The sequence below is a fragment of the Enterococcus gallinarum NBRC 100675 genome, from assembly GCF_001544275.1.
GTDB classification, from domain to species: Bacteria; Bacillota; Bacilli; order Lactobacillales; family Enterococcaceae; genus Enterococcus_D; species Enterococcus_D gallinarum.
Genome location: NZ_BCQE01000012.1, coordinates 76,127 through 101,571, shown reverse-complemented (window position 1 = coordinate 101,571; position 25,445 = coordinate 76,127). Strand labels below are relative to the sequence as shown.

The window sequence follows — 25,445 nt, the reverse complement described above, 5'->3', positions numbered from 1 at the left end:
GGATCAATAGAGAGCATCAAAACTGTTATTTTTCATGAGCAGGTTTGGTAGATGCAGGAGTTGATCTTTACTTACGATAGAAGCGACGATAAAAGTAAAGGAGTCTTCGTATGAGTTTACGATTTATACTAGGCGATGGACGCTGCGATCACGAACAAGCGATTTTGGATGCAGCTAACGCTTGGTTGGAAAAGCCACAAACAGAAGTCTTTTTTCTTGTCCCTAACTACAATAAGTTTGAACGAGAAAGAGAGATTCTGCAGGCGCTAAAACAAGGCACTGGAGATTTTGCCTCGATTCGAGCTCAAGTCTATAGTTTTCACCGTCTGGCCTGGTTCTATCTTCAACAAACTGGCTGGTTGTCAAAAACGGCCATCACAGATACCGGTGCAACCATGATCCTTCGCAAAATACTTCTCGATTTGGAAGAGGAGTTGATTCTTTTTCGAGGAGAAATCAATAAACCTGGGTTTATTCAACAACTGTTGTCTCTTTATCAAGAAATGCAGACAAGTAATATCGCAACCGAAGATCTGCATCTCGGTGGAACGATGAATAGGAGCAACGGAGAGGATGCGTTAAAGTTTTCCGAACTCGCATTGATCTTTCAGCGTTTCGAATTAGAAATGGTGACCCGGGAACTGCAAGTAGAACAACCGCTGGCACTACTAACACGTTATCTGCAGCAAGGGTCTAAACCCAATGAATTAATGAACGATCGGCCTGATCTTTCGGAATCATTATTTATCATCAGTGGGTTTTCAGCATTTTCAACTCAAGAACAGAGTGTATTAAAAGAATTGATGAAACATGGGCACGTCGTTGTCGATTTGCTTTTAGATCATGGATATCCCCAAGAATTACCTTCACCATTAGATTTGTTCTATGAATCGGGCCGCAGTTACCATCAATTATTTCTTGATGCTAGAACGGAAAATGTCGCCATTTATTTGGATCAAAAGCTTTCACCTTCTGAAGCACAGCAAGTGACACCAGAGAAAGCTGCCGCATACAACGAAGTGGAATCCTTTTGGCGTAAAACCCAGAATCAGCTCCATTATCAGCAGCAGCAATCAGTTTCACCGTATCTAGAAATGTGGAAAGTTGGCAATCCTGAAGAAGAAGTCCGGCAGATGGCTGCGAAAATCCGCGCATTGATCAGCGAGCAAAAAGGAGCAAAACTGCGTTATCGAGACATTCAAGTCTTGACACTGCAACCAGAGATCTACCATCAATATATTCCAACGATTTTTAAAGAATATGAGATTCCGTTTTATATTGACGAAGAGCAACTCATGGCTCAGCATCCGCTCGTTGAATTCTTGAATGCCTTCTTTGCTTGTGCAGATTATGGCTTTCGTTTAAATGACATTTTTCGACTATTGCGTACGGAACTTTATTTGCCACCAGCATTCCAACAAGAAGACTGGCTGGCTGCCCGGGATGCATTTCGACAATTAGTAGACATTACAGAAAACCAAGCACTGGCTCATAACTTCCAAGGAAAAGATTGGACCCGAGAGAGAGACTGGCTCTTAGTGGACTATACATTGACAGGAGAAAACGCATCTGGCATCGCTGAATTGACAGATTATACGAATCAATTGCGTCGCTATTTCCGTCAAGATATTTTTGGCTCCTTAAAAAACATTCAAGAGACAAAGACAAACCGGGAAGCTGCAGGTGCTTTATACCAATTTTTACTTTCAGCAGGTGTTGAACAGCAATTGATTCATTGGCGAGATCAAGCAATCTCACAAGGAAAACTAGAGCAAGCTCGCAACCATGAACAAACATGGCAAGCTTTGATCGATCTTTTAGATGAATTTGTGGCTATTTATGGCGATGATCCTTTCGAACAGTCACTCTTTGAAGAAGTATTGATGACGGGTTTGGAGAATCTGACTTTCGGGAAAATTCCGACAGCAATCGATCAAGTCAATATTAATCGTTTTGATCTAGTACGACCTCGGCAAGCAAAAATCACTTTCGTACCAGGATTGAATGAGACGGTGTTGCCAAGAAGGATCGAAAATAAAACATTGTTGACTAACGAAGAAAGACAACATCTCAATCAATTGTTTGCGGGAGAAAAATATCTACGCGATACGATTATCGAAAGTAGCGCCAAAGAGCCGTTTCTTTTTTATGCGATCTTATTGTCTTCCACGGATAAACTCTATTTGTCTTATGCATGCAATTTTGATACCCAGCAAAATATCAAATTGTCCCCATATCTGGCTCGTCTGCTTGAATGGTTAGATGTTTCTTTACAAGACCGGGGCATCTTATCTTTAACCAGTGATCCAGAAGCCTACGTCGGCACGTATCGGGGATTAATCTATCAGTTGAATAATCTAAGTCAGCAGGCAAGAAAAGAACGACAGAATTTGCCGGCACAGTGGCAACGATTCAAACAGGCTTTATTGCATTCGTCTGAAAAGCAATTAGCCCTTAGAGTATTTGAAAGCCAGACCCATCAAAACATTCCAGTCCCGTTGTCTCAAGATAAAGCCGTTGCTTTATATGGGCCATCCATCTACAGTTCGATCTCGCAACTGGAGACATTCTACCAGTGTGAATACAAATATTTTGTCAGTTATGGACTACGCTTGAAAGAGCGGGAAATCTATGGACTTAACTCAGCGATGACTGGTGAATTTTTCCATGATGCACTCGATCGCTTTGTCAAAGTATTGATCAGTGAGAACATCTCATTGACGCAGTTGACCATGGATCAACGGCTCCAATTTGTTGAAAAAGTGTTGCAAGAGATTTTTGGAGAAGTCCGCTATACATTATTGTCCAGTTCGGCCAGAATGAATTTTATTCGTTATCAACTAGGTAAGACGATTCAGCGAGTAGCTTGGGCATTAACGAAGCAAGGACAAAAAATGCACTTCTCACCGCAAAAAACCGAAGTACTGTTTGGACAGATCGCTGGCGCTCAAGGGATCAATGGCATCGAGCTGCCTTTAAGCAGTGGGGGCAAACTGCATGTGCGAGGAAAAATCGATCGGGTAGATGCAGCAAAAACCGAAGAAGAGCAGTGGCTTTCAGTCGTAGATTACAAATCAAGCAGTCGTGAATTTGATTTGACAGAAGCTTACTATGGCTTAGCAATGCAGTTGATCACTTATTTAGACGTTGCGCTGAATGATGCTGTGCAGCTAGTTGGTACAGAAAATGTGCGCCCGGCTGGGGCTTATTATTTACATGTCCATGATCCAGTCTTAGATGGTCAAAAATCCTCTGAAGAGGAACGGTTGAAGCAATTCAAATATGATGGGTTGTTTCTGGATGAACCCTCATTGTTTCCACTTTTGGATCATGAATTGTCAGACAGCAGCAATTCGGCAGTTTTTCCGATTCGCAAAGACAAAATCGGGACGTACCAAAAGACACCACAAGCCAAAAACAAGTTTTACACCGAAGAAGAGATTCGCTTGTTGAGGCAGCACAACCGCAAAAATATGCAGCAAGGTGCGGAGAAACTTCTCAGTGGCGAAATTGCCTTGAATCCGTCTTATAAGCTGAAAGACAAAAAGCGCGCCTGTGAGTTTTGCCCATTTCGCAGTATTTGCGATTTCGATGTGATGCTGCAAGAAAATAATTATCATCGTCTAGAGAATTTATCGAAAGAAGAGGTTTTACAGCGATTAAAGGAGGAAGAGAATGACTAAGATCCCTCTAAAACCACAAAATGAAACATTTACTGATACTCAGTGGCAAGCGATCTTTGATAAAGGAGACAATCTCCTTGTTTCTGCCTCAGCTGGATCAGGAAAGACCACCGTCCTTGTGCGACGTGTGATCGAGAAATTAAAAGCAGGAAGTCAGATCGACGAATTGCTGATCGTGACCTTTACCGAAGCAGCAGCAAGAGAAATGAAAGAACGGATCCAAGTAGCTCTGCAGACGGCCATTAATCAAGAAAGCCAAGAGCAAAAAAGACAACATTTCGTTCGGCAGTTGCAATTATTACCTACCGCAAATATCTCAACACTACATGCCTTTTGTTTAACGGTCATTCGGCGTTTTTATTATCTGATCGATTTGGATCCTGGATTTCGGATGCTGACAGATGAAACGGAGATTTTGCTGCTGAAAGAGGAAATCTGGACACAATTACGAGATGCACACTACGAAGCAAATGATGAAGCCTTCTTTCGATTAACCGAAAACTTCGCCAGTGATCGTTCCGATGAGACGGTTGGTGATTTGATTTTGTCACTCTATGATTTTGCCCGCGCCAACCCTGATCCAGAAAAGTGGCTGGACGGTTTAGCGGTAAATTATGAAGCCGCGGACAATTTAGGGGAGAATCACCTCTATCAGGCTCAAATCAAACCGACGTTGGTAGAAATTGCCGCAACGGCAGAGCATTTGCTGGCAGCGGCCAAACAATTTGCAGATCAGTCACCATTAATGGAAAAAGCAGCAGCACTCGTTCAAGCAGAGATTTCTCAAGTCCAAGAAATTCAACGAGTTCTGGCAACAGACGATCTATCCGTCTTATATGATCGCTTGACTCATTTGACCTTTGATCGCTACCCAAGCTATCGGAAAGAAGAACAAAAAGAACTTTCACAGGAAATCAAACCGTTGCGGGATGATGCCAAAAAACTATTAGAACAACTCAAAGGATATTTTCCTTATCCACCAGCAGACATGCTGCAAATGCTGCAACTATCTGAACCGATCGTTGCGACTATGGCAGAGATGACCAAAGAGTTTTTGACTGCTTTTCAAGCCCGCAAGCTAGCAAAAGGGTTGTTGGATTTCAATGATTTAGAACATTTCACGTTGAAAATCTTATTGGGTGATGGCACAGGCAGCGATGCTTCTGTTTATTACCGCGATAAATTTGAAGAAGTGCTCGTGGATGAGTATCAGGATATCAATCGACTGCAAGAAGCGATTCTGTATTGGGTTCGGCAAGTTTCAGGAGACCATGGAAACATGTTCATGGTAGGAGATGTCAAACAATCGATCTATTCATTTCGCTTAGCAGACCCCACTTTGTTTATAGAAAAATATTTGGCATTTGAACATCAAAACGGGGGACGAAGAATCGTTTTAGCAGAAAATTTCCGTTCGCGCCGCGAAGTGCTTGATTTTACGAACTTGGTTTTTCAACAATTGATGGACGAACAAGTTGGACAGATCCCTTATGATGACGCAGCGGCTTTAGTTCCGGGATTTCCGAGTTTTCCTGAAAGCGACGCATTCATTCCGGAACTTTTGCTCTATGAAAAAGAAGCTGAAAGTACTACGAATTTGATTGAAGACAAAACGGAAGGAGAACTTCACGTCACCGCAATCAAAATTCAAGAACTGATCCAATCCCAATTTATGATCTATGATAAAAAAAGACGGGAAGAACGTCCAGTCACTTATCAGGATATCGTTTTACTGACTCCTACCCGCAAAAATAATTTGGTCATCTTAGATGTTTTCAAAAAATTCGGGATTCCTCTGGAAGTCAATGATGCACAGAACTATTTTCAAGCAACAGAGATCCAAACAATGATCGCATTGTTGCAAATCATTGATAATCCTTATCAGGACATTCCATTAGTGGCTGTTCTCCGTTCACCCATGGTAGGGCTAACGGAAGACGAACTAGCAGAGATTCGGCTAGCGGATCGTACCAGTGAGTTTTACAAAGCGGTCTTGACTTATCAAGACAACCAAAAGGGGACTGTTTCCGCTTTAAGCAAACGAGTGGATGATTTTTTAAGCGAATTGAATCGTTGGCGGGAAGCAGCTCGCAGACTGCCGATCCCAGATTTATTATGGGATATTTATGATACAACGGCTTACTTGGATTACGTGGTTGGCTTGCCAGCAGGGCAACAGCGCTATGCCAATTTGATTGCATTGATCCACCGAGCAGAGAAATATGAGAAAAGCAGTTTCCGAGGATTGTATCAATTCATCCGGTTTATTGAAAAAATGCAAGAAAAAGATAAAGATTTGGCAGAACCGTTGGCGACGCCAGCTGAAAATGCTGTGCGGGTCATGACTGTCCATGCTAGTAAAGGATTGGAGTTTCCCGTTGTTTTCTTATTGGATACAACGAAATTCTTCAATTACCAAGACTTTCAAAAGCGTTATATTTTTGAAGAACAACTTGGCGCAGGTATCCAATATATCGATGCTTCGGAAAATATCAAATATGAAACGATTCCTTTTCAAGCCATCAAACAAGTTCGTTTGAAAAAAGCCCTCTCTGAAGAAATGCGTAAACTATACGTAGCATTGACACGGGCCGAGCAGAAACTGTATTTAGTTGGTTCTTATAAGGATCGGCAGGCAGCCTTTAAAGCTTGGCAAGCGGGGTTGACACAAAGTCAGACAGTCCTTGACCCGGCTTTACGTTTAGTTGCAAGAGGCAGTCTAATGGATTGGGTCGGTTTGACATTGATTCGTCATCCAGAGATGGAGCAGGTTTTTACTGATGCCAGTGAACGAAAAATGACGATCCATCATCCTGCAAGATTCCAGATCCATTGGTGGAATCAGGATCAGATTGATCAGCAATTGCAGGTGCAGCCGCCAACAGAGGCAGTTGTGGCTCCGACACCAAGTACTACAGCCCCAGAAAGATTGCTGAACCGTTTAGACTATCAGTATCCTTACAGCAAAGCGACTCAAACCACTAGCTATCAGTCGGTCTCAGAGTTAAAACGTCTATATAATGATCCGGACGATCAAGATATTACTTTACTGGAATGGCATTCCGCGGATCAAAAATTGGCACCTCAGCGCTTTCGTTATGTTGAGACTGAATTAGCTAAACCGCGTTTTTTACAAGAACAAAAACCGCAAGCTGCTTCGATCGGGAGTGCTACGCATCTAGTTATGCAAATGCTGCCGCTGACTGAAGTACCGACGGAAGCATCCTTAGCAGCTTTTATCGATGAATTGGTTGAACGTCAGCTCTTTACAAAAGATGTTGCCGACAAAATTGATCAAGGGAGCATCGTGTGGTTCTATCAAACAGCCGTGTTGCAAACTTTGATCAAGTATGCAACACAGGTAAAACGGGAGCAGCCATTTTCAATGCTAAAAGAAGCTGCCACTATTTTTGAAGGATTTGATGAACCAGATGCCGAATTATTGATCCACGGGATTATTGATGGCTATGTGGAGTTGCCAGATCGAATCATTTTGTATGATTTTAAGACGGATGCTGTATTTGGCAGTGAAGCACAGATTGAAAAGCGCATGCGGGATCGGTATTATGGACAGCTAAAACTGTATTGCCAAGCGTTAGAACAAGCTTTGCAGAAACCTGTGACTGAGACATATCTGGTTTTACTAGCCGCTAAGAAAATAATCGAATGGTAGGCCCTCGAACGGGATTCCTTACAATTCGTAAGCGATGTGCTATAATGATGCAAAGAGGTGATAGAAAATGATAAAAGTGGAAACAGATTACGCCCTTTGTCCTAAATTTGAAAAAGCTTTTTCGATTCTAGGGAAAAAGTGGAATGGCTTGATCATTGATGTGCTTCTTGAAGATGGCAAACAACGGTTTGTGGATCTTGCCAAAAAAATCCCCCAAGTGAGCGATCGGGTATTGGTGGAGCGCTTGAAAGAATTAGAACGTGAAGAAATCGTCTGCAAAGAAGACAATCTTTACTGTTTAACACCAAGAGGGGTCGCACTTGAAAAAAGTATGATGAGTGTGAAGCGCTGGGCAGAAACTTGGGTCAGAGAAGAAGAATGCAGTTGATTTCTGGCAAATAATTAGGTACACTAAGGTCAATCGAATAGTTAAAAAGCGTTGATGGAAACTAGTAGTTTGGCTGAAACAGGAAAGGGAGACTTGTCATAGACTGAAAGCAAGTTCTGTATTCGAAAAATGAATTTCATTTCTGGAGCTTACTGAACAAGAATCAGTCGGCAGTCCTGCTGTCGTTAGTAGAAGTGAGTGCGTGGACTTTGTCCACGAATGAGGATGGTAACACGAGACGTCGTTCCTTTTTTAGGAACGGGGTCTTTTTTTCGTCTTGACTTATCAGCTATTCACAAAGAATAAGGAGGAAAAACATGTCTTTACAAGAGAAACTAGAGTCATTGAAAGAAGTAACGCTTTCAAAGATCAAAGAAAGCCGTTCAATCAATGAATTGAATCAAATTCGTGTGGATGTCCTTGGTAAAAAGGGACCCATCACGGAAGTTTTGCGAGGAATGAAAGAGTTGTCAGCAGAAGAGCGTCCAAAAGTCGGCAGCTATGCCAATGCGATCCGGGATGCGATTACACAAGCGATTGAGGAAGCAAAAACTTCATTAGAAGCAGCCGCACTAGAAAAGGCATTGGCTGAAGAATCGATTGATGTGACGTTGCCTGGCAAGCGGATGCCACAAGGGACCCGTCATGTCTTGACGCAAATCATGGAAGAAATCGAAGATATTTTTGTGGGGATGGGCTATCAAGTGGTTGAAGGATTCGAAGTCGAAAAAGATCACTACAATTTTGAACGAATGAACTTGCCAAAAGATCATCCAGCAAGAGACATGCAAGATACTTTTTATATTTCAGATGAAGTCTTGATTCGGACACACACTTCACCGGTGCAAGCTCGTACCATGGAAAAACATGATTTCAGCAAAGGGCCATTGCGAATGATTTCACCAGGAAAAGTATTCCGGAGAGACACCGACGACGCGACTCACAGTCATCAGTTTCATCAGATTGAAGGACTGGTAATCGATAAGAATGTGACGATGGGTGATCTTAAAGGGACACTAGAAGTCATGATGCAAAAAATGTTCGGGGCTGATCGCAGCATTCGTTTGCGTCCAAGCTACTTCCCATTTACAGAGCCTTCAGTAGAAGTAGATGTCAGCTGTTTCAAATGTGGGGGAGCCGGCTGTAATGTCTGCAAACACACCGGTTGGATCGAGATTTTAGGCGCTGGAATGGTACATCCGAATGTATTGGAAATGTCCGGGATCGATCCCAAAGAATACTCAGGTTTTGCATTTGGTTTAGGACCTGACCGGGTTGCGATGTTGCGCTATGGCGTCAACGACATTCGGAATTTCTATCAAAATGATGTACGTTTCATCAGTCAGTTCAAGGGGGAATAAATATGTTAGTATCTTACAAATGGTTAAATGACTATCTTGACCTTTCTGAGATCTCACCAAACGAGCTGGCAGATAAAATGTCAGTCACAGGGATCGAAGTCGAAGGAATCGAAGTGCCAGCAGCGGGATTGAAGAAAATCGTTGTTGGGGAAGTCAAAGAATGTGTGCCACATCCAGATTCAGATCACTTATCGATCTGCCAAGTAGATATCGGTGAATCTGAATTATCACAAATCGTTTGCGGTGCGCCGAATATCAAAAGCGGCATCAAAGTGATCGTGGCACTCCCAGGTTCACGGATCGCGGGCAATGTCAAAATCAAGAAAGGCAAGATGCGCGGACAACAATCCAATGGGATGATCTGTTCGCTGCAGGAATTAGGCTATTCTGATAGTGTGATCCCTAAAGAATATGCGGAGGGTATTTATTACTTGCCTACCGATGCCGAAGTGGGGAAGGAAGTCTTTCCCTATCTCGATATGGATGATGCCATCATCGAGTTGTCGATCACTCCAAACCGGGCCGATGCCTTAAGTATGCGGGGGGTCGCTTACGAGGTAGGAGCCATTTATCGACAAACACCAAAATTTGAGACCATTCAACTGAATGAAAGTGCTGTGAAAGCCGCAGACAAGATCAAAGTCAGCGTAGAAAATCAAGAGGATGCGCCAGCCTATCAAATTCGGATCATTGAAAACGTAACGATTGCACCAAGTCCGCAATGGTTGCAAAACCGTTTGATGAATGAAGGCATTCGACCAATCAACAATGTCGTTGATATTACCAACTATATTTTGCTGCTGTTTGGACAACCCCTTCATGCATTCGATTATCAAAAATTGGGCAGCCAAGAAATCGTCGTTCGCCGTGGCAAACCGCAAGAAACGTTGGTCACTTTGGACGGAGAGACACGAACGCTAGATGATAAGAACATTGTGATCACTAATGGAAAAGAACCAGTCGCTTTAGCTGGTGTCATGGGTGGGTTAGATTCAGAAATCACACAAGATACCACAACTGTTGCTTTAGAAGCCGCCTTGTTTGACCCACTAGCGATTCGTTTGACGTCTAAAAAATTCAATTTGCGCAGTGAGTCATCTTCCCGTTTCGAAAAAGGCATCAATCAGGCTGCGATCGCGGAGGCTTGTGATGCAGCCGCTGCTATGATTGCGGAGCTAGCTGGCGGTACAGTTCTACAAGGTGCTGTCAAAGGCGCTGAAGTGACTCCTAAGGATGTTCAAGTCACGATCACATTAGATCGGATCAATCGCTACTTAGGAACACAAATCACGATTGGCGAAGCCAATGAGATTTTTGACGCCTTAGGTTTTGGCTACCAAGAAAATGAAGGTACCTATCAAGTTGTGGTCCCACCTAGACGTTGGGATATTCAGATCGAAGCTGACATCATTGAAGAAGTCGCCCGTATCTATGGCTATGACCGTCTGCCATCGACACTTCCAAGTGGTGAGACAGTTGCGGGGAGCTTAACCAAAGAACAACGCTTGACTCGCAAAGTACGAACACTCCTAGAAGGAAATGGTGTGAGTGAAGCTATCAGCTATGCATTGACAACCGAAGAAAAAGCCCGTCAATTTTGTTGGTTAGAGAGTCAGGTTACCCGTCTGGATTGGCCAATGACAGAAGAGCGTGGTGTCTTAAGAATGAATCTACTTTCAGGACTGCTGGACGACATTGCCTATAACTTGGCCCGCAAAAATGCCAATGTTGCGTTGTACGAAGTGGGGCGCGTCTTTTACAAAACAAGTGATGACCCTCGGGAGCTACCAACAGAAAACAATCATCTAGGACTAGCCATCACTGGCGCCATCACCGAAAAAGATTGGCAAGAAGCTGAACAAAAAGTCGATTTCTATCATATTAAAGGGATCTTGGAAAACTTGTTTGCAGGTCTTTCTCTTACGGATCAGATTACTTATGAAAAGACAACAGCAATCAAAGAACTTCATCCAGGCAGAGCCGCTGCTATCCTCTTACAGGATGAAGTGATCGGTTACCTAGGGCAAGTCCATCCAAGTACAGCAAAAGCTTATGATCTGACTGAGACATATGTTGCTGAATTGGACTTGGATCGTTTGTTAGCAACTGAAAATGCAGCGCTCATTTATCAAGCAGTTTCGAAATTCCCATCAGTTAACCGGGATATTGCACTGTTGGTGGATGAGAAGACGTCGAACCAAACAATCCTGCAAACCATTGAACAAGCAGCAGGCCGTTTCTTGACGGACATTCATCTATTTGATGTGTACCAAGGAAAGAACATCGATAGCAATAAAAAATCAATGGCCTATCGATTGACTTTTGCTAATCCTGAAGCGACATTGACAGATGAAGAAATCAATCAAGCAATGTCGAAGATCACACGTGTGCTAGAAGAATCACTACAAGTAGAAATTCGTTAGTCCCATTGCTGTGATAGGAAACAGTGACATAAAAAAAGAGTGATCTTGAGGAATCAGCAAGATTGTAGCATTTGCAGGGGAAGGTGTTCTCCCTTGCTATGCTACAATTTTTTTATAATGGATAGAGTAAATATTCTCATGGATAACCACAGCTCGAAGAGTTGCTTTTCCAGTTTTATTTTATGGAAGAAAGGATCGATTGATGGAACAACTGACGGTTTACGATGCACAAAAGCAGCCAACAGCTGCGACGATGTTGCGGGATACGCCAGTCCCTAATGACGGCTACCGAGTTGTGGTGTCTGTTTTATTGTTTAATGAAGCCGGAGAATTACTGATTCAAAAACGACAATCCACAAAAAAAGGCTGGCCTAGTTATTGGGATTATCCTGCTGGCGGGACCGTCAAAGCTGGTGAAAGCTGTTATCAAGCGGCAGAAAGGGAACTATTAGAAGAGTTAGGGATGACACTTTCTTCAGAGAAAATCCCTAGTCGTTTAACAGTGAAATTTGAAGAAGGCTGGAATGAACTCTATTTTGTTCAATGGACCGGCGCTAACCCTGAACTTTGTTTGCAGTAAGAAGAAGTTGCTGCAGCAAAGTGGGTCAATGAAAAAGAGTATCGCGCATTGATCAATGGGTATAAATTTATTCCTTACTTATATGCACCGATCGTTTTCTCGCTTCAAAGTCATCCTGGGGACTATTTTCCGGTCTAAGTTCTTACTCGTGATGGTAGCTTCTTTTTGATAGAAAGCGATTCTGTCGTGATTGAGAAAAATGTTCTCGAATGGTGTTTGCTCACATGTCAATGGTAGTTGAGCAGTTCGCTTTTTTATTTAGGGATCTTTAAATAAAAGATAGTAATTAAAAACAAACCCACCAAGCATACTGGTGGGTTTGTTGGTTGTTCATATTTATGCAAAGTAGTTGATCCCCATTGCTTCTTTCACTTCTGCCAAGGTTTGTGCTGCGACTTGTTCTGCTTTTTCGCTGCCTTTTTTTAAGAGGTTCATGACTTCAGCCGGGTCCTTAGCAAATTCTTCTCGTCGCTGACGGATCGGAGCAAATTCTTCTTCTAAGACATCGATCAGATAGCGCTTGATTTTTACATCGCCTAGACCGCCTTGACGATAGTGCTCTTTCAATGCGGCAATTTTTTCTAAATCTTTGCCAAAGACATCTAAATAAGTAAAGACCATATTGCCTTCGACTTGGCCAGGATCTGCTACATGGATATGATTTGGATCAGTGTACATGCTCATGACTTTCTTTTGAACGATATCCGCATTGTCTGCCAAATAGATTCCGTTGTTCAATGATTTGCTCATTTTACCATTTCCATCGATACCAGGTAAACGTCCCATTCCTTTAGGCGGAAGAACTGCTTTAGGTTCCACCAATACGTCACTATAGATGGAATTAAAGCTATGAACGATTTCTTGTGTTTGTTCTAGCATTGGTTTTTGATCTTCACCGACAGGAACTAAGTTGGCTTTGAAAGCAGTGATATCTGCTGCTTGTGAGACAGGGTAGATGAAGAATCCAGTTGGGACACCTTCCCCAAATTTCTTTTGTTCGATCTCGGCTTTGACGGTCGGATTGCGGCGAACCCGTGCCACACTGACTAAATTCAAGTAATACATGGTTAGTTCCGATAACTGAGGGATTTGTGATTGAATAAATAAAGTCGAGCGGGTCGGATCGAGACCAATCGCTAAATAGTCAAGTGCCACTTGCAAGATATTTTCTGACACTTTCTGTGGATTTTTGGCATTGTCTGTCAATGCTTGCATATCAGCGATCATGATATAAAGTTGATTGTTAGGGTCGTCTTGCATCTCAACTCGTTTTTTTAATGAGCCGACATAATGCCCTAAATGAAGTTGCCCTGTAGGCCGGTCTCCGGTTAATATTGTGTTCACGTTTCATCCACCTCTAAATTCAATATATAGTTCATCTTACCTTGTTTTTCCAAAAGAAACAACTTGTTCTACTAAGGGTCGAAAAAAAACGATGGACAAAAACCTAACATGAGGTTAAAATAATGAAGGTTTTTCTTTGGGGATGATGTGGAAATTAAAACTACCTTTACAAATAGAAAAATTTTGAGCTATAATATGAATCAAATCTTTTCAATTACTCATTTATTTTTAAATATAGACTTGGAGTGTGAATGAATGGCAATGATAGAATTTAAAGACGTGGAAAAGTACTACGGCAAATTCCATGCATTAAAAAACATAAATATTGAATTTGAAAAAGGTGAAGTCGTTGTTGTGATTGGTCCTTCAGGATCCGGAAAAAGCACGATGCTTCGCACAATCAATGGATTAGAAACGATTTCTTCTGGTCACTTACTGATCAATGGCAAAGATCTTTTCAGTAAAGATGTCAAATTGACAGAGATTAGAAAAAACATCGGAATGGTCTTCCAGCATTTCAATCTTTACCCCAATAAAACCGTGTTAGAAAACATCACTTTGGCTCCCATTAAAGTATTAAAACAAAATGAACAAGAAGCGATTGCCTTAGCCGAAAAACTGTTGAACCGTGTAGGCATGCTGGACAAAAAAGATTCTTATCCATCCATGTTGTCTGGCGGACAACAACAGCGGGTGGCTATTGCCCGAGGATTAGCCATGACACCAGAAATGTTGCTTTTCGATGAGCCAACTTCTGCACTGGATCCAGAAATGATCGGTGATGTTTTAGACGTGATGAAAAAAATCGCCAGTGAAGGCATGTCCATGATCGTGGTGACTCATGAGATGAGTTTTGCCCGTGAAGTAGCCGACCGGATCGTTTTCATGGCAGAAGGCCAAGTATTAGAAGATCGTCGCGACGTCGATGGCTTCTTTGAAAACCCAAGAGACGAACGGGCCAAACAATTCTTAAGCAAGGTAACCAATCATTAGGAGGAAAGTAGCTATGAGCAAAAAAATCAGTACAGTGCTGCTCCTTGTATTCGCGCTCATGACCTTTTCTGCTTGTAAAGGCCAAAGTGCTGCAGAACGTGATGTGTTAGCGAGCAGCAAAGAAAGCAACCAAATCATCTGGGGAGTCAAGAATGATACCCGATTATTTGGATTGATGGATATTGCGACAGCTGAAGTCCGCGGATTTGATATCGATATCGCTAAAGCAATTACTGAGCATATTTTAGGACGTGACGGAAGTGCTATTTTTGTCGAAGTCACATCAAAAACTCGAATTCCGCTATTAAAAAATGGCAATATCGATGCAATCATCGCTACGATGACCATCACGGATGAACGGAAGAAACAAGTAGATTTTTCTGATGTTTATTTCGATGCTGGACAATCTTTATTAGTAGCCAAAGATAGCCCGATTCAGGGAATCGAAGATTTAAATGCCAATACGACGGTTTTAGTCGTCAAAGGATCGACATCAGCGATCAATATCCGCAAGGCAGCGCCGGAAGCAAAAATCTTGGAGTTAGAAAATTATGCCGAAGCCTTTACTGCATTACAGTCAGGACAAGGCGATGCGATGACGACAGATAATGCGATCTTATTGGGGATGGCCAGTGAAAATCCCAACTATCATTTAGTTGGCGGTACATTTACAAATGAACCTTACGGAATAGCTATCGATAAAGGACAAGAGCCTTTCTTGAAAGCCGTCAACCAGGCATTGAAAGAAATGCATGAAGACGGTACGTATGATGAAATTTATCAGAAATGGTTCCCTGATGATGCATCTGGGAAAGTTGATTAAAGGAGGAAATTTGCATGCTTGAATTGTTTCAAACTTACGGCGACCAGTTTTTTTCTGGTTTCAAATATACGATTTTCTCCAGTTTACTGGCTTTATTCTTTAGTTTAGTGATTGGTACATTGATGGCGATATTTCAGCTGTCTACCAATCGATGGGTCAAAGGGATCGCTAAAGCGTATGTCGAGTTTTTCCGAAATATTCCTTTGTTGATCATCGTGATGTTCTTTTATGTCGTGGTGCCGATGTATTGGGTGACTTTTGATGGATTTCAAGCGGGAACGATCGGCTTGACCATCTATACGTCTGCGTTTATTGCAGAAACGATTCGTTCTGGAATCCAGACAGTTCCTAAAGGGCAGATGGAGGCCTCTTTGTCCTCTGGATTCACTTACAGCCAGGCCATGCGCTACATTATTTTACCGCAGGCTTTTAAAATCGTTGTTCCGCCACTAGGAAATCAGTTTATCAACTTGGTCAAAAATTCATCGATTTTAGCAATGGTAGCTGGTCTTGACATTATGTATCAAGGTGACTTGATTGCCAGTGAAACCTTTAATACTTTCGACACCTATATTATTGTCGGAATCTTTTATTTGATTATCACATTACCATTATCCTATTTAATGGTTTATCTTGAAAGACGTTGGGCTGTACGCTCATAGAAAGGAGACACTAAATGGAATTTTTCGAAGCTTTTTCTGCCATCAATCTTCGGTTTTTGATCGACGGTCTCCGAGTAACGATCGAAGTCTCCGTCTTATCGATCATCTTTAGTTTTTTGATTGGCGGCCTTGCAGGAGTCTTGCGTTTCACTAACATTCCGTTCTTTTCAAAGATTTTAGGTGTAGTGATCGATGTGATTCGAAACCTGCCGTTGCTGCTGATTATTTTCTTCACGTACTTTGCATTGCCGCAGATTGGTATTCGTTTCAATATTTTCTGGTCTGCAGTTGTGGCATTGACGATTTTTGAATCTGCCATGCTCTCAGAGATTTTTCGAGCGGGGCTTAATGCCGTACCAAAAGGGCAAATGGAGGCTGGTTTGTCTACCGGTTTGAATTATGTCCAAGTGTTGCGAAGCATTGTGATGCCGCAAGCTTTTAAAGCCATGCTGCCTGCGATCGTTAGTCAATTGATCTCATTGATCAAAGATACGTCATTGGCAGTGATTATTTCACTTCCAGAACTGACTCACCATGCTCGAATTATTTATGGACAAAATACCAATTATGTATTGCCAATGTTTCTTGCGATGACTGTGCTGTACTTCATCGTCTGCTATGCCTTATCGCTGCTTTCTCGCTTCTTGGAAGCACGTCAGTATAATTACTGATTTCTTGAGGCTGCATAGAAACAGTGATTACTAGATCCGAATGACCTTTGATGTCATGCAGTTGCTTTCCTTGGACGAGAGTAGCCAGAGCATCGGAGGTTTTCGGATCTTTTTTTGACCGTAATAGGTTCATTGCTTTCTTGGATAAAGCAATACTTGAAAAATCAGTAAAAAAAGTCCAAAATGGAACTTAGACAAATTTCTTTCTTTCATTAAAAAGGATGGACAACTATGACAAATAAACAACCCATTGGCTTTATCGATTCTGGTGTTGGCGGATTGACCGTTGTTAAAGAAGCGATTAAGCAATTGCCCAATGAACATATTATTTATCTTGGTGATACTGCACGCTGTCCCTATGGGCCGCGTCCGGCAGAACAAGTCATCGAGTATACATGGCAGATGACCGAATTTTTATTGCAGCAAAACATCAAAATGTTGGTGATTGCTTGTAATACGGCTACGGCTGTCGCATTAGAAGAAATCAAAGAAAAATTATCGATTCCGGTAATCGGAGTCATACTGCCTGGCTCTCGAGCTGCTGTCAAAGCAACAAAAAACCAACAGATCGGTGTCATTGGAACTGCGGGTACTATTAAGAGCAATGCGTATGAAGAAGCAATCAAGCTTAAATCACCTCGTTCTGTGGTAGTTAGCTTGGCTTGTCCCAAATTCGCGCCTATCGTTGAAAGCAATCAAGCACAATCATCGGTTGCCAAAAAAATCGTTGCCGAAACACTGCGCCCCCTCAAAAATAAGAAATTAGATACGTTGATTTTGGGTTGTACTCATTATCCTTTGTTGCGGTCTTTGATCCAGAACGAGATGGGGAGCCAGATCCAGCTGATTGATTCCGGTGCAGAAACAGTGGGTGAAGTCAGCATGCTATTGGACTACTTTGCTATTGCCAATACAAGCCAAATGACCCAAGAACCGGAATATCTTTTTTATACGACAGGTTCAACAAAATTATTTGATGAAATTGCGAACGAATGGTTGAATGTACCGGTCCATTCGCAACATATCACATTAGGAGGAAATTAAATGCGCCATGATGGCAGAAAAGCGGGAAGTATCCGTCCAGTAGAAATCAAAACAAATGTATTCAAACATCCAGAAGGATCCGTCGTGATCTCATTTGGTGATACCACAGTTATTTGTTCCGCAACGATCGAAGACCGAGTGCCGCCTTTTTTACGGGACTCAGGGAAAGGCTGGGTGACGGCAGAATACAGCATGCTGCCGCGAGCAACGAATACCCGTAATCGTCGAGAAAGTGCAAAAGGAAAGCTGTCTGGTCGGACAATGGAGATCCAGCGACTGATCGCCCGTTCGTTACGGGCAGTGGTAGACTTGGAAAAGTTAGGTGAACGTAGCATTGTAGTCGATTGTGATGTCATCCAAGCGGATGGGGGCACTCGAACAGCTAGTATCACCGGTGCTTTTGTGGCTTTGCGATTGGCGATCGATCAATTATTGACCAACCATGAGCTAACGGAAGATCCTATTAAAGAACATCTTGCTGCCATCAGCGTAGGAATTTTACCTGATAACACTTGTGTCACTGATTTAGACTACGAAGAAGATTCTGCGGCTGCTGTAGATATGAATCTCGTAATGACAGAGTCAGGCCGTTTCATTGAGATTCAAGGAACTGGGGAAGAAGCGACATTTGATGGTCAGCAATTGAACGAAATGCTGATTTATGGCAAGACAGCCATTGAAGAGCTGATTGCCTATCAAAAAGAAGCATTGCTGATCCAAGAACAGCCCCAATACGTTATTCCTGAGAAGACGATCGTGATTGCCACTGGTAATCCTGGCAAAGCACGAGAATTCACCGCAGTTTTTGGTGCTGCTGGCTATGACGTTCGGACATTGAAAGATTATCCCGCATTACCTGATGTTGAGGAAACAGGAACGACTTTCGAAGAAAATGCTCGGCTGAAGGCAGAAACGATTGCAAAAATTCTTGGGCGACCTGTTCTAGCGGACGATTCGGGCTTAAAAGTGGATGCATTAGGTGGTAGACCCGGTGTTTACTCGGCACGTTTTGCGGGTGAACAAAAAAGCGATGCTGCAAATAATGCCAAATTGTTGTACGAATTAACTGATATCCCAGATGAACAACGAACAGCACAATTCCATTGTACATTGGTCTTTGCAGCTCCTGACAAAGAAAGTCTCGTAGTCGCTGCCGATTGGCCAGGCAGAATTGGCCGCATTCCTCGGGGGGAGAACGGTTTTGGCTACGATCCATTGTTTATCCCTGTTGGTTCAGATAAAACGGCTGCTGAAATGAGTGGAGAAGAAAAGAATCAAGTGAGTCATCGTGGTCAAGCCATCGCGAAACTACGCAATGTATGGCAAGAGTGGTTGGAAGGAGAACAAGCATGAAATATTTAATCGTTAGCGATAACCATGGCGATCGTCAAATTCTCGTTGATTTGCTAGCAGAATTTTCTGGGAAAGTGGATACCTTTATCCATTGTGGAGATTCGGAACTGCAACCAAGCGATCCCCTTTGGCAAACCTATCAAGTGGTTGGCGGAAATTGTGATTACAGTCCGGAATACGAGGATGCAAAAATTATCAAAACGCCTCTCGATACGATTTATGTGACCCATGGTCATTTGGCAGATGTTCGTTTTGGCGTGACAACACTCGGACTTCAAGCACAACAAGCTGATGCGTCAATTGCTGTATTTGGTCACACCCACCAGATTGCCTGTGAGAAGGTGGGGCATCGCCTATTCTTGAATCCGGGCAGTATTTCTCAACCGCGGGGACCTATTCAAATCAAAAGTTTTGCCATCATAGAAAGTACTGAAAAGCAGTGGATCGTTCAATATTATGATCGTACGTTTAATGAAATCGCTGATTTGCATTTTATTTTTGAGCGCTAAGAAAGCGAAATCAAAAGTAAAAAATTCATTATAAATAAGCAGTTTTACGATATCTTTTTGATTTTTCTAGTAAAATAGAAAAGTAGCTGTGAAATGGAGGCATTCAGATTGATTGGTCAAACAGTAGAAAAAATATTATTAGAAAATCAAGAAAGTTTTTTAGTACCTGCAGAAAACGTTGCAACGGTTCTTTACAATCATCCATTAAACCATGCGTTACTCGTTTTATCGAAAGTCGGCTATTCCAAGATTCCAGTCCTAGATAGTGAGGATCATCTTGTTGGATTGATCAGTTTATCGAACGTGGTCGAAAGAATGATGGACCTGACTGGGTTTAGTATGGACAACTTAGAAGGCTTGACGGCCGCAGACGTGATGGAAGTCAATGTGGCTTGTATCAAAGAAGATGGCGAATTAGAAGACATGCTTCATCTTTTAGTGGATCAGGCATTTTTGCCCATCGTCAATGAGGAAAATGTCTTTGTAGGAATCATTACCCGAAAAGAAATCTTAAAATCTGTCAATCACCTAGCACATGAATTAGAGAAACGGTATATGCTGATCTCAAAAGAGGCCAGTCCTACAGACGAATTACAAGTCATCTAATAATGGATAAAAAAGCACCCCGAAAAAATCATCGGGGTGCTTTTAACGTTTAAGCGGTCAATTGACGCCAATGATTGGCGCACTAGGAATGGTGTAGCCTTTAGCAGTCAGTGCATCGATTGAAGCCGCTAAAAACTCTTCTTTTAGTTTCCACTGAGTTCCGTTGGTAACATACATCGTTGTCCGGATCGCAAAATTATTGTTGCCAAGGTCGACAACACCAAAAATTGCTGGTTTCGTTTGGATCTCTTCCTCGTGAGCAGCAGCCACTGTTTGATTGACTTCGTCAATGATCGACCGGATATCATCTAAGCCCTCTGATGGCAAGATACGCACATCTACAACGACTTGCATATTGGCTCGTGAAGTGTTGCTGATCGTAGTGATATTCCGATTCGGGATATAATGGACAGTCCCATCCACGGATTTTAACTGAACCGTTCGAATACCGACAGCTGTAACTGTTCCTTCTAATGACAAATTCGTCAAACGGATATAATCGCCGACATTGATTTGTTGCTCAGTAATGATAAAAAAACCAGTGATCAGATCATTCATAAAGCCTTGAGCACCTAGTCCCAGTGCCACCCCAGCAATCCCAGCCCCCGCTAAGAGTGAACCAACAGGCACGCCAATCGTTGACAATAACGCATATACAAAGAAGAAACCTAATGTATAGTGGACGATATTGCGGATCAGCGCATGGATCGTGTTGATTCGACTGGCATTATAGGTTCCTTTTTTCTCGTAGGAACGATAAATTCGTTCGATGACATAATTGCTGATTTTCAGCAAAATACCAAATAAAATAATCAAAAAAAGCAGCATCAGAACTTTTTGGATCAAGATACCAACAATAGCCTCCCAATCAATGTTTTGCCACCATTTCTGCAAGGCATTCAATTGTTTTGCGGCAGGCTCCGTCAAGCTGGATCCTGTCGAATCCGTTGTAGCATCTGTCAAAAGTCGTAACATAAAATCCCTCCATCTATCAATAGGTCTATTTTATAGGAGAAGAAACAGAAATGCAAAATTCACTTGTTAAATTTTTGTAAAAAGATGAACAAATAAGGGGATATCATTAATTGGCAAAGAAACAGCAAAAACTCGTCTCTTGGCATAGACCAGTCAAGAGACGAGCACGAGTACATGTGATCATAGAATTACGATAAGTGAACACCTTTATCGACAAAAATCACTTCTCCGATGATACCGCTAGACAATGGACTAATCAGAAAGGCACATGTGTTGCCGACTTCTTCGATGGTCACACCAACATGATCAGGAGTGCGATCTTCAGATAATTGGATCAGCTTTTGATAATCTTTTACACCTGTCACAGCCAGTGTTTTGATTGCTCCTGCAGAGATGGCGTTGACCCGGATTTTTTGCGGGGATAATTCTGCAGCTAAATAGCGAACGCTTGATTCGAGAGCAGCCTTAGCAATCCCCATCATGTTATAGTTGGGTACAGCACGTTCTGAACCTAAATAGGTTAAGGTAACGATTCCGGCATTTTCTGCCAAGAGGGGTTTGGCATATTTAGTAACAGCGATCAATGAATAGCTGCTGATATCTTGTGCTAGTGCATAGCCATCTCTTGATATATTTAAAATATCACCTGAAAGATCATCTTTGTTGGCGTAAGCGACAGCATGGACGACGCCGTGGATTTCGCCTGCATAGTCTTTGATGGTTTCAAAAGCTTTCGCGATACTCTCATCATTTGCAACATCACATTCAACCGTATACTCATTTTCCTCTAGTAGCCGTTCAAGAGGTTTTTTCATGCGTTCGTTTTGATACGTATAGATGACTTCAGCACCTTGTTCTTTTAGCGCTTGCGCACAGCCCCAAGCGATACTGCGTTTGTTGGCTACGCCCATCACGACAACTTTTTTTCCAGTTAAGAAACTCATAATTCCACTCCTTAATAGTTTGCATAATAATCAATAATGACGATCGATAGTGGGTCCCACTATCATGATTTCTAATTATTATTCATAATTGTTTGATTGTCAAACTATTTTTTTCTTAATAAATATTTAGTTGCGAAAAAATCAGAACTATGATACTTTGATAATCAAACTATAATATTTTTTTAAGCAAGGAAGGGAACCCCATGAAAAAACTATTGACAGAAACAGAAGTCATGGACTTGATTCCAAATCGCTATCCGATCATTTATATCGATTACGTTGATGAGATTGAATCAGGGAAGAAGATCATTGCCACGAAAAATGTGACGATCAATGAAGATTTTTTCCAAGGACATTTTCCAGGAAATCCAGTGATGCCAGGAGCGTTGATTTTAGAAACATTGGCACAAGCAGGTTCGATCTTGATTTTGAAATCGGATGAATTTCAGGGAAGAACTGCTTATATTGGCGGGATCAACAAAGCAAAATTCCGTCAAAAAGTTGTTCCCGGCGATACCTTGAAACTTGTTTTTGAGATTACAAAAATCAAAGGTTCTGTAGGGACAGCCAATGCTGTGGCAACTGTGGAAGGAAAAAAAGCAGCGGAGTGTGAATTTACCTTTATTGTTGGAGAACAAAAATAAAATAAAGACCAGTGCCTTTAAGGGAAATTTTCAAAGGCATTGGTCTTTTTTGCTTACTTAGCTTCTTGTAAAATCTTGATGGATTTGATTTTGACAGGATCTTTTGGCGTAGAGTCTTCTCCGTTGCTATTCGCCTCACCGGTCGTTTCGGCTTTGGCAATTTTGTCTACGACCTCCATTCCTTCAATGACCTGACCAAAGACTGTGTACTTACCATCTAGTGTCGGAGCACCACCATCTTTGTAGGCGTCAATGATTTTTTGAGGATAAAATTGGATTGCTCGTCCATCAGAGACATCATCATGGTTTTGAACAATAAAGAATTGACTTCCTTGGCTGTTGGGAGCGCTGGATTTTGCCATCGATAACGCGCCGCGGATATGGTAAAGCTGTTTGGATATTTCCTCGCCAAACCCTTTGCCCCAAATGCTTTCTCCACCAGTTCCGTCACCGTTAGGGTCGCCGCCTTGGATCATAAAATCTTCGACGATTCGATGGAAAGTCAAGCCATCGTAGTAGCCATTTTTGGCATGAGTCATAAAGTTTTCGACAGCTTTTGGTGCAATTTCTGGGAATAATTTGATTTTGATCGTGCCTTCTGTGGTCTCAAGTGCAACAAGATCTTCATTTTCTTTTACTTCAGTGGACAACTGCGGCAGTTCCAGAGAATTTAAGTCTACAGATTCTGATGTGGTTGTTTTATCCGAAGAACTAGAAGTAGTTGTTGTATCATTGCAGGCAGTTAATAGAAAGAGGCTAGTTGCTGCCGCCAACGTTAGTATCATTTTTTTCATTTGAGTAAGATCCTTTCATTACTAGACTGTCTTTATCATATCAAAATTTAGCTGGAGTGAAAAGCAGGTATCTATTAAAACCAATAGGAAAGGTGTAGACCACTTATCGGTTGTTTGCTATAATGAAAGAGGATTCATGAACAAAAAACGGATAGAATTTTTAGGAGGTTTGACGGATGGGAAAATTAGGTATTTCAGTTTATCCAGAACGATCAACGTTTGAGAAAGACAAGGCTTATCTTGATTTAGCACACAAATACGGCTTTAAGCGTGTGTTTACAAGTTTGCTGCAAATCGAAGATGATAAAGAAAAAGTATTGGCAGATTTCAAGCAGGTAGTGGATTATGCCAATCAATTAGGAATGGAAGTCATGGTGGACATCAATCCTGGTCTCTTTGATCAATTAGAGATCTCATATGATGATCTTTCATTCTTTGATGAAATGGGTGCTTATGGTGTCCGTTTGGATATCGGTTTTACCGGTGCCGAAGAAGCGCGTATGACGCGTAATCCTTATGGCATCAAAATTGAGATCAATATGAGCAGTGGGACAAACTACGTAGACAATATCATGAGTTATTCGCCAAATACGAATAATTTATTAGGCTCTCACAATTTTTACCCTCATCGATATTCAGGTTTGGGTTATGACCATTTTGTGTATTGCTCAGAAAAATTCCGTCGTTACAACTTGAACACAATGGCTTTTGTGAATTCTCACGAGGCAACATTTGGTCCTTGGCCAACACAAGATGGGCTTTGTTCGTTGGAAGATCATCGTGATCTGCCAATCGCTACTCAAGTCAAACATTTGGTTTTGACAGGATTAATCGATGATATTTCAGTGGGAAATGCCTATGCATCAGAAAAAGAGTTAGCTGCAATGGCAGAAGCCTTCAATGCGGATTATCCTACCTTAAAAGTAGATGTTGCTGAAGGGATTACAGAAGACGAGCGCATCTGTTTGTTTGATAATCTTCATGGTTATCGCGGGGATCGCTCAGAATATATTTTGCGGTCGACGATGACTCGAATTTACTACAAAGATAAGCCATTCCCAGCACATGATACCCATGATATGACTCGCGGTGATATTTTGATCGATAACGTCGGTTATGGGCAATACAAAGGTGAAACTCAGATCGCATTGAAAGAAATGAAGAATGATGGCCGTGTCAATGTCGTAGGAAAAATTGCTGCAGATGAACTGTTTCTACTGGATTTCTTGAAACCATGGTCAAGCTTTAAACTAAAAGACAGCAAAGACGAATAAGACGCTTTGTTTTTCCAAAGAACTGCTCTTTTTGAGCGGTTCTTTTTGTTTAATGGCTTTCGTCCGTGCAGAGTGGGGAAAAAAGGCACGTTTCTACATGTGGATGAGATTAATGGTAAGAAGGTGAGGACTGTTGAAAGGAGCCGCCTGCTAGCAAAAATTTCTTTACTCTTTACTTCTCTGCTCTTTACATAGCAGCGCTTGGTAGCGCTTGTTAAAGTGTTAGTTTGATTGATTTTCGTTTTGGTCCTATTGACAAATCAAAAGTAAAAGGGGTATTTTGTACTAGAATGTTTTTTAGGAGGGAGCAACCAGAACGGTGTTTTTTATTATTGAAACGTTATTGTTATTTATCGTTACCATTCGTCTGGCTGGTTTTTTGTCGATTTTCTTACTGATTGCTATTTTCCAGCAAAAGCGGAAACGACAACACATGACCAGTGAAGAATGGGAGACATATTTTACCAAATTAGGGACTGATGGCTTTCTTTGGCGCTTATATGGCTGTTTTTTTGCCGTTTTAGGGGTCTTTGCGGTCATCAATACATTTTATTTTTGGCATCAGATGTGGGTGTATGGGATCACGTTGATGTTGGCGGGCGGATTTCATCTTTATTTCAAATATCGCCTGAATAAGGAGCAGATTCAAGCGCGCTTCTTGAAATAAACAACCAATAATTATATTATGTAAACTAGTTGTC

21 protein-coding genes are annotated in these 25,445 nt (G+C 41.9%); 17 read left to right on the top strand and 4 right to left on the bottom strand.

The window, feature by feature from the left end; translation table 11 throughout:
• Positions 1 to 110 precede the first annotated feature (110 nt).
• The 6 genes from EG2_RS08435 (at position 111) to EG2_RS08410 (ending at position 12,108) form a co-directional block, all read left to right on the top strand.
• Positions 111 to 3,683 carry a PD-(D/E)XK nuclease family protein gene (locus EG2_RS08435; RefSeq protein WP_060814335.1) on the top strand — a complete coding sequence of 1,191 codons (3,573 nt, stop codon included), beginning with the start codon at positions 111 to 113 and terminating at the stop codon, positions 3,681 to 3,683.
• Entirely contained in the window at positions 3,676 to 7,356 is a 3,681-nt protein-coding gene (gene addA / locus EG2_RS08430; protein ID WP_060814334.1) for a helicase-exonuclease AddAB subunit AddA, read from the top strand. Before EG2_RS08435 ends, addA begins: the two co-directional genes overlap by 8 nt.
• Before the next feature lie 67 nt (positions 7,357 to 7,423).
• Positions 7,424 to 7,744, top strand: coding sequence for a winged helix-turn-helix transcriptional regulator (locus EG2_RS08425; RefSeq protein ID WP_003126685.1), 321 nt, complete (start codon positions 7,424 to 7,426; stop codon positions 7,742 to 7,744).
• Between the two features lie 317 nt (positions 7,745 to 8,061).
• The gene (pheS, locus tag EG2_RS08420) at positions 8,062 to 9,105 is read left to right on the top strand and encodes a phenylalanine--tRNA ligase subunit alpha (RefSeq protein ID WP_060814333.1); all 1,044 of its coding nucleotides are present in this window, start codon (positions 8,062 to 8,064) and stop codon (positions 9,103 to 9,105) included.
• 2 nt (positions 9,106 to 9,107) lie between these two features.
• Positions 9,108 to 11,528, top strand: coding sequence for a phenylalanine--tRNA ligase subunit beta (gene pheT, locus EG2_RS08415; RefSeq protein ID WP_060814332.1), 2,421 nt, complete (start codon positions 9,108 to 9,110; stop codon positions 11,526 to 11,528).
• A 202-nt stretch (positions 11,529 to 11,730) separates the two neighbouring features.
• Positions 11,731 to 12,108, top strand: a complete 378-nt coding sequence (locus EG2_RS08410) for an NUDIX domain-containing protein (protein ID WP_060814331.1) — start codon at positions 11,731 to 11,733, stop codon at positions 12,106 to 12,108.
• A 336-nt stretch (positions 12,109 to 12,444) separates the two neighbouring features.
• On the opposite strand, the gene trpS is transcribed toward EG2_RS08410, so the two are convergent.
• A complete protein-coding gene (gene trpS, locus EG2_RS08405) occupies positions 12,445 to 13,452 on the bottom strand; it encodes a tryptophan--tRNA ligase (protein WP_005473228.1) in 1,008 nt (335 codons plus the stop codon).
• Positions 13,453 to 13,707: 255 nt separating this feature from the next.
• Between trpS and EG2_RS08400 the strand changes: the two genes are divergently transcribed.
• From EG2_RS08400 to cbpB, 8 genes are all read left to right on the top strand, one after another.
• Positions 13,708 to 14,445 (top strand): amino acid ABC transporter ATP-binding protein, encoded by a 738-nt coding sequence (locus EG2_RS08400; RefSeq protein ID WP_003126679.1) that lies wholly within the window; start codon positions 13,708 to 13,710, stop codon positions 14,443 to 14,445.
• Between the two features lie 13 nt (positions 14,446 to 14,458).
• Positions 14,459 to 15,268 carry a transporter substrate-binding domain-containing protein gene (locus EG2_RS08395; RefSeq protein ID WP_003126678.1) on the top strand — a complete coding sequence of 270 codons (810 nt, stop codon included), beginning with the start codon at positions 14,459 to 14,461 and terminating at the stop codon, positions 15,266 to 15,268.
• Between the two features lie 14 nt (positions 15,269 to 15,282).
• Positions 15,283 to 15,930, top strand: a complete 648-nt coding sequence (locus EG2_RS08390) for an amino acid ABC transporter permease (RefSeq protein WP_003126676.1) — start codon at positions 15,283 to 15,285, stop codon at positions 15,928 to 15,930.
• Between the two features lie 14 nt (positions 15,931 to 15,944).
• Complete coding sequence (locus EG2_RS08385) at positions 15,945 to 16,601, top strand: amino acid ABC transporter permease (RefSeq protein ID WP_060814330.1); 657 nt, start codon at positions 15,945 to 15,947, stop codon at positions 16,599 to 16,601.
• A gap of 231 nt (positions 16,602 to 16,832) precedes the next feature.
• A complete protein-coding gene (gene racE, locus EG2_RS08380; RefSeq protein ID WP_060814329.1) occupies positions 16,833 to 17,645 on the top strand; it encodes a glutamate racemase in 813 nt (270 codons plus the stop codon).
• A complete protein-coding gene (rph, locus tag EG2_RS08375; protein ID WP_003126673.1) occupies positions 17,646 to 18,998 on the top strand; it encodes a ribonuclease PH in 1,353 nt (450 codons plus the stop codon).
• Positions 18,995 to 19,507, top strand: a complete 513-nt coding sequence (locus tag EG2_RS08370) for a metallophosphoesterase (protein WP_060814328.1) — start codon at positions 18,995 to 18,997, stop codon at positions 19,505 to 19,507. Before rph ends, EG2_RS08370 begins: the two co-directional genes overlap by 4 nt.
• Before the next feature lie 108 nt (positions 19,508 to 19,615).
• Positions 19,616 to 20,113 (top strand): cyclic-di-AMP-binding protein CbpB, encoded by a 498-nt coding sequence (cbpB, locus tag EG2_RS08365; protein ID WP_005473224.1) that lies wholly within the window; start codon positions 19,616 to 19,618, stop codon positions 20,111 to 20,113.
• Between the two features lie 57 nt (positions 20,114 to 20,170).
• Here the strand turns inward: cbpB and EG2_RS08360 are convergent, their stop codons facing one another.
• Together EG2_RS08360 and fabI are read right to left on the bottom strand one after the other, a co-directional pair.
• Positions 20,171 to 21,088, bottom strand: a complete 918-nt coding sequence (locus EG2_RS08360; RefSeq protein WP_003126669.1) for a mechanosensitive ion channel family protein — start codon at positions 21,086 to 21,088, stop codon at positions 20,171 to 20,173.
• 188 nt (positions 21,089 to 21,276) lie between these two features.
• The gene (gene fabI, locus EG2_RS08355; RefSeq protein ID WP_003126668.1) at positions 21,277 to 22,032 is read right to left on the bottom strand and encodes an enoyl-ACP reductase FabI; all 756 of its coding nucleotides are present in this window, start codon (positions 22,030 to 22,032) and stop codon (positions 21,277 to 21,279) included.
• A gap of 203 nt (positions 22,033 to 22,235) precedes the next feature.
• Between fabI and fabZ the strand changes: the two genes are divergently transcribed.
• Positions 22,236 to 22,676 carry a 3-hydroxyacyl-ACP dehydratase FabZ gene (gene fabZ / locus EG2_RS08350; protein ID WP_003126667.1) on the top strand — a complete coding sequence of 147 codons (441 nt, stop codon included), beginning with the start codon at positions 22,236 to 22,238 and terminating at the stop codon, positions 22,674 to 22,676.
• 53 nt (positions 22,677 to 22,729) lie between these two features.
• Here fabZ and EG2_RS08345 read toward each other — a convergent pair whose 3' ends face one another.
• Entirely contained in the window at positions 22,730 to 23,470 is a 741-nt protein-coding gene (locus tag EG2_RS08345) for a peptidylprolyl isomerase (RefSeq protein ID WP_003126666.1), read from the bottom strand.
• Positions 23,471 to 23,646: 176 nt separating this feature from the next.
• Between EG2_RS08345 and EG2_RS08340 the strand changes: the two genes are divergently transcribed.
• Both EG2_RS08340 and EG2_RS08335 read left to right on the top strand, forming a co-directional pair.
• Positions 23,647 to 24,744, top strand: coding sequence for a DUF871 domain-containing protein (locus EG2_RS08340; RefSeq protein ID WP_029486837.1), 1,098 nt, complete (start codon positions 23,647 to 23,649; stop codon positions 24,742 to 24,744).
• A 319-nt stretch (positions 24,745 to 25,063) separates the two neighbouring features.
• Entirely contained in the window at positions 25,064 to 25,411 is a 348-nt protein-coding gene (locus tag EG2_RS08335) for a hypothetical protein (RefSeq protein WP_060814327.1), read from the top strand.
• Positions 25,412 to 25,445: the final 34 nt, after the last annotated feature.

Excerpts from the sequence above, each read along its gene's own strand:
- fabZ (WP_003126667.1), top strand. The coding sequence starts at position 22,236 with ATGAAAAAACTATTGACAGAAACAGAAGTCATGGACTTGATTCCAAAT.
- EG2_RS08395 (WP_003126678.1), top strand. The coding sequence starts at position 14,459 with ATGAGCAAAAAAATCAGTACAGTGCTGCTCCTTGTATTCGCGCTCATG.
- EG2_RS08360 (WP_003126669.1), bottom strand. The coding sequence starts at position 21,088 with ATGTTACGACTTTTGACAGATGCTACAACGGATTCGACAGGATCCAGC.
- fabI (WP_003126668.1), bottom strand. The coding sequence starts at position 22,032 with ATGAGTTTCTTAACTGGAAAAAAAGTTGTCGTGATGGGCGTAGCCAAC.
- EG2_RS08410 (WP_060814331.1), top strand. The coding sequence starts at position 11,731 with ATGGAACAACTGACGGTTTACGATGCACAAAAGCAGCCAACAGCTGCG.
- EG2_RS08340 (WP_029486837.1), top strand. The coding sequence starts at position 23,647 with ATGGGAAAATTAGGTATTTCAGTTTATCCAGAACGATCAACGTTTGAG.
- rph (WP_003126673.1), top strand. The coding sequence starts at position 17,646 with ATGCGCCATGATGGCAGAAAAGCGGGAAGTATCCGTCCAGTAGAAATC.
- EG2_RS08370 (WP_060814328.1), top strand. The coding sequence starts at position 18,995 with ATGAAATATTTAATCGTTAGCGATAACCATGGCGATCGTCAAATTCTC.
- EG2_RS08345 (WP_003126666.1), bottom strand. The coding sequence starts at position 23,470 with ATGAAAAAAATGATACTAACGTTGGCGGCAGCAACTAGCCTCTTTCTA.
- EG2_RS08390 (WP_003126676.1), top strand. The coding sequence starts at position 15,283 with ATGCTTGAATTGTTTCAAACTTACGGCGACCAGTTTTTTTCTGGTTTC.
- pheT (WP_060814332.1), top strand. The coding sequence starts at position 9,108 with ATGTTAGTATCTTACAAATGGTTAAATGACTATCTTGACCTTTCTGAG.
- racE (WP_060814329.1), top strand. The coding sequence starts at position 16,833 with ATGACAAATAAACAACCCATTGGCTTTATCGATTCTGGTGTTGGCGGA.
- pheS (WP_060814333.1), top strand. The coding sequence starts at position 8,062 with ATGTCTTTACAAGAGAAACTAGAGTCATTGAAAGAAGTAACGCTTTCA.
- addA (WP_060814334.1), top strand. The coding sequence starts at position 3,676 with ATGACTAAGATCCCTCTAAAACCACAAAATGAAACATTTACTGATACT.
- EG2_RS08435 (WP_060814335.1), top strand. The coding sequence starts at position 111 with ATGAGTTTACGATTTATACTAGGCGATGGACGCTGCGATCACGAACAA.
- EG2_RS08400 (WP_003126679.1), top strand. The coding sequence starts at position 13,708 with ATGGCAATGATAGAATTTAAAGACGTGGAAAAGTACTACGGCAAATTC.
- EG2_RS08425 (WP_003126685.1), top strand. The coding sequence starts at position 7,424 with ATGATAAAAGTGGAAACAGATTACGCCCTTTGTCCTAAATTTGAAAAA.
- EG2_RS08385 (WP_060814330.1), top strand. The coding sequence starts at position 15,945 with ATGGAATTTTTCGAAGCTTTTTCTGCCATCAATCTTCGGTTTTTGATC.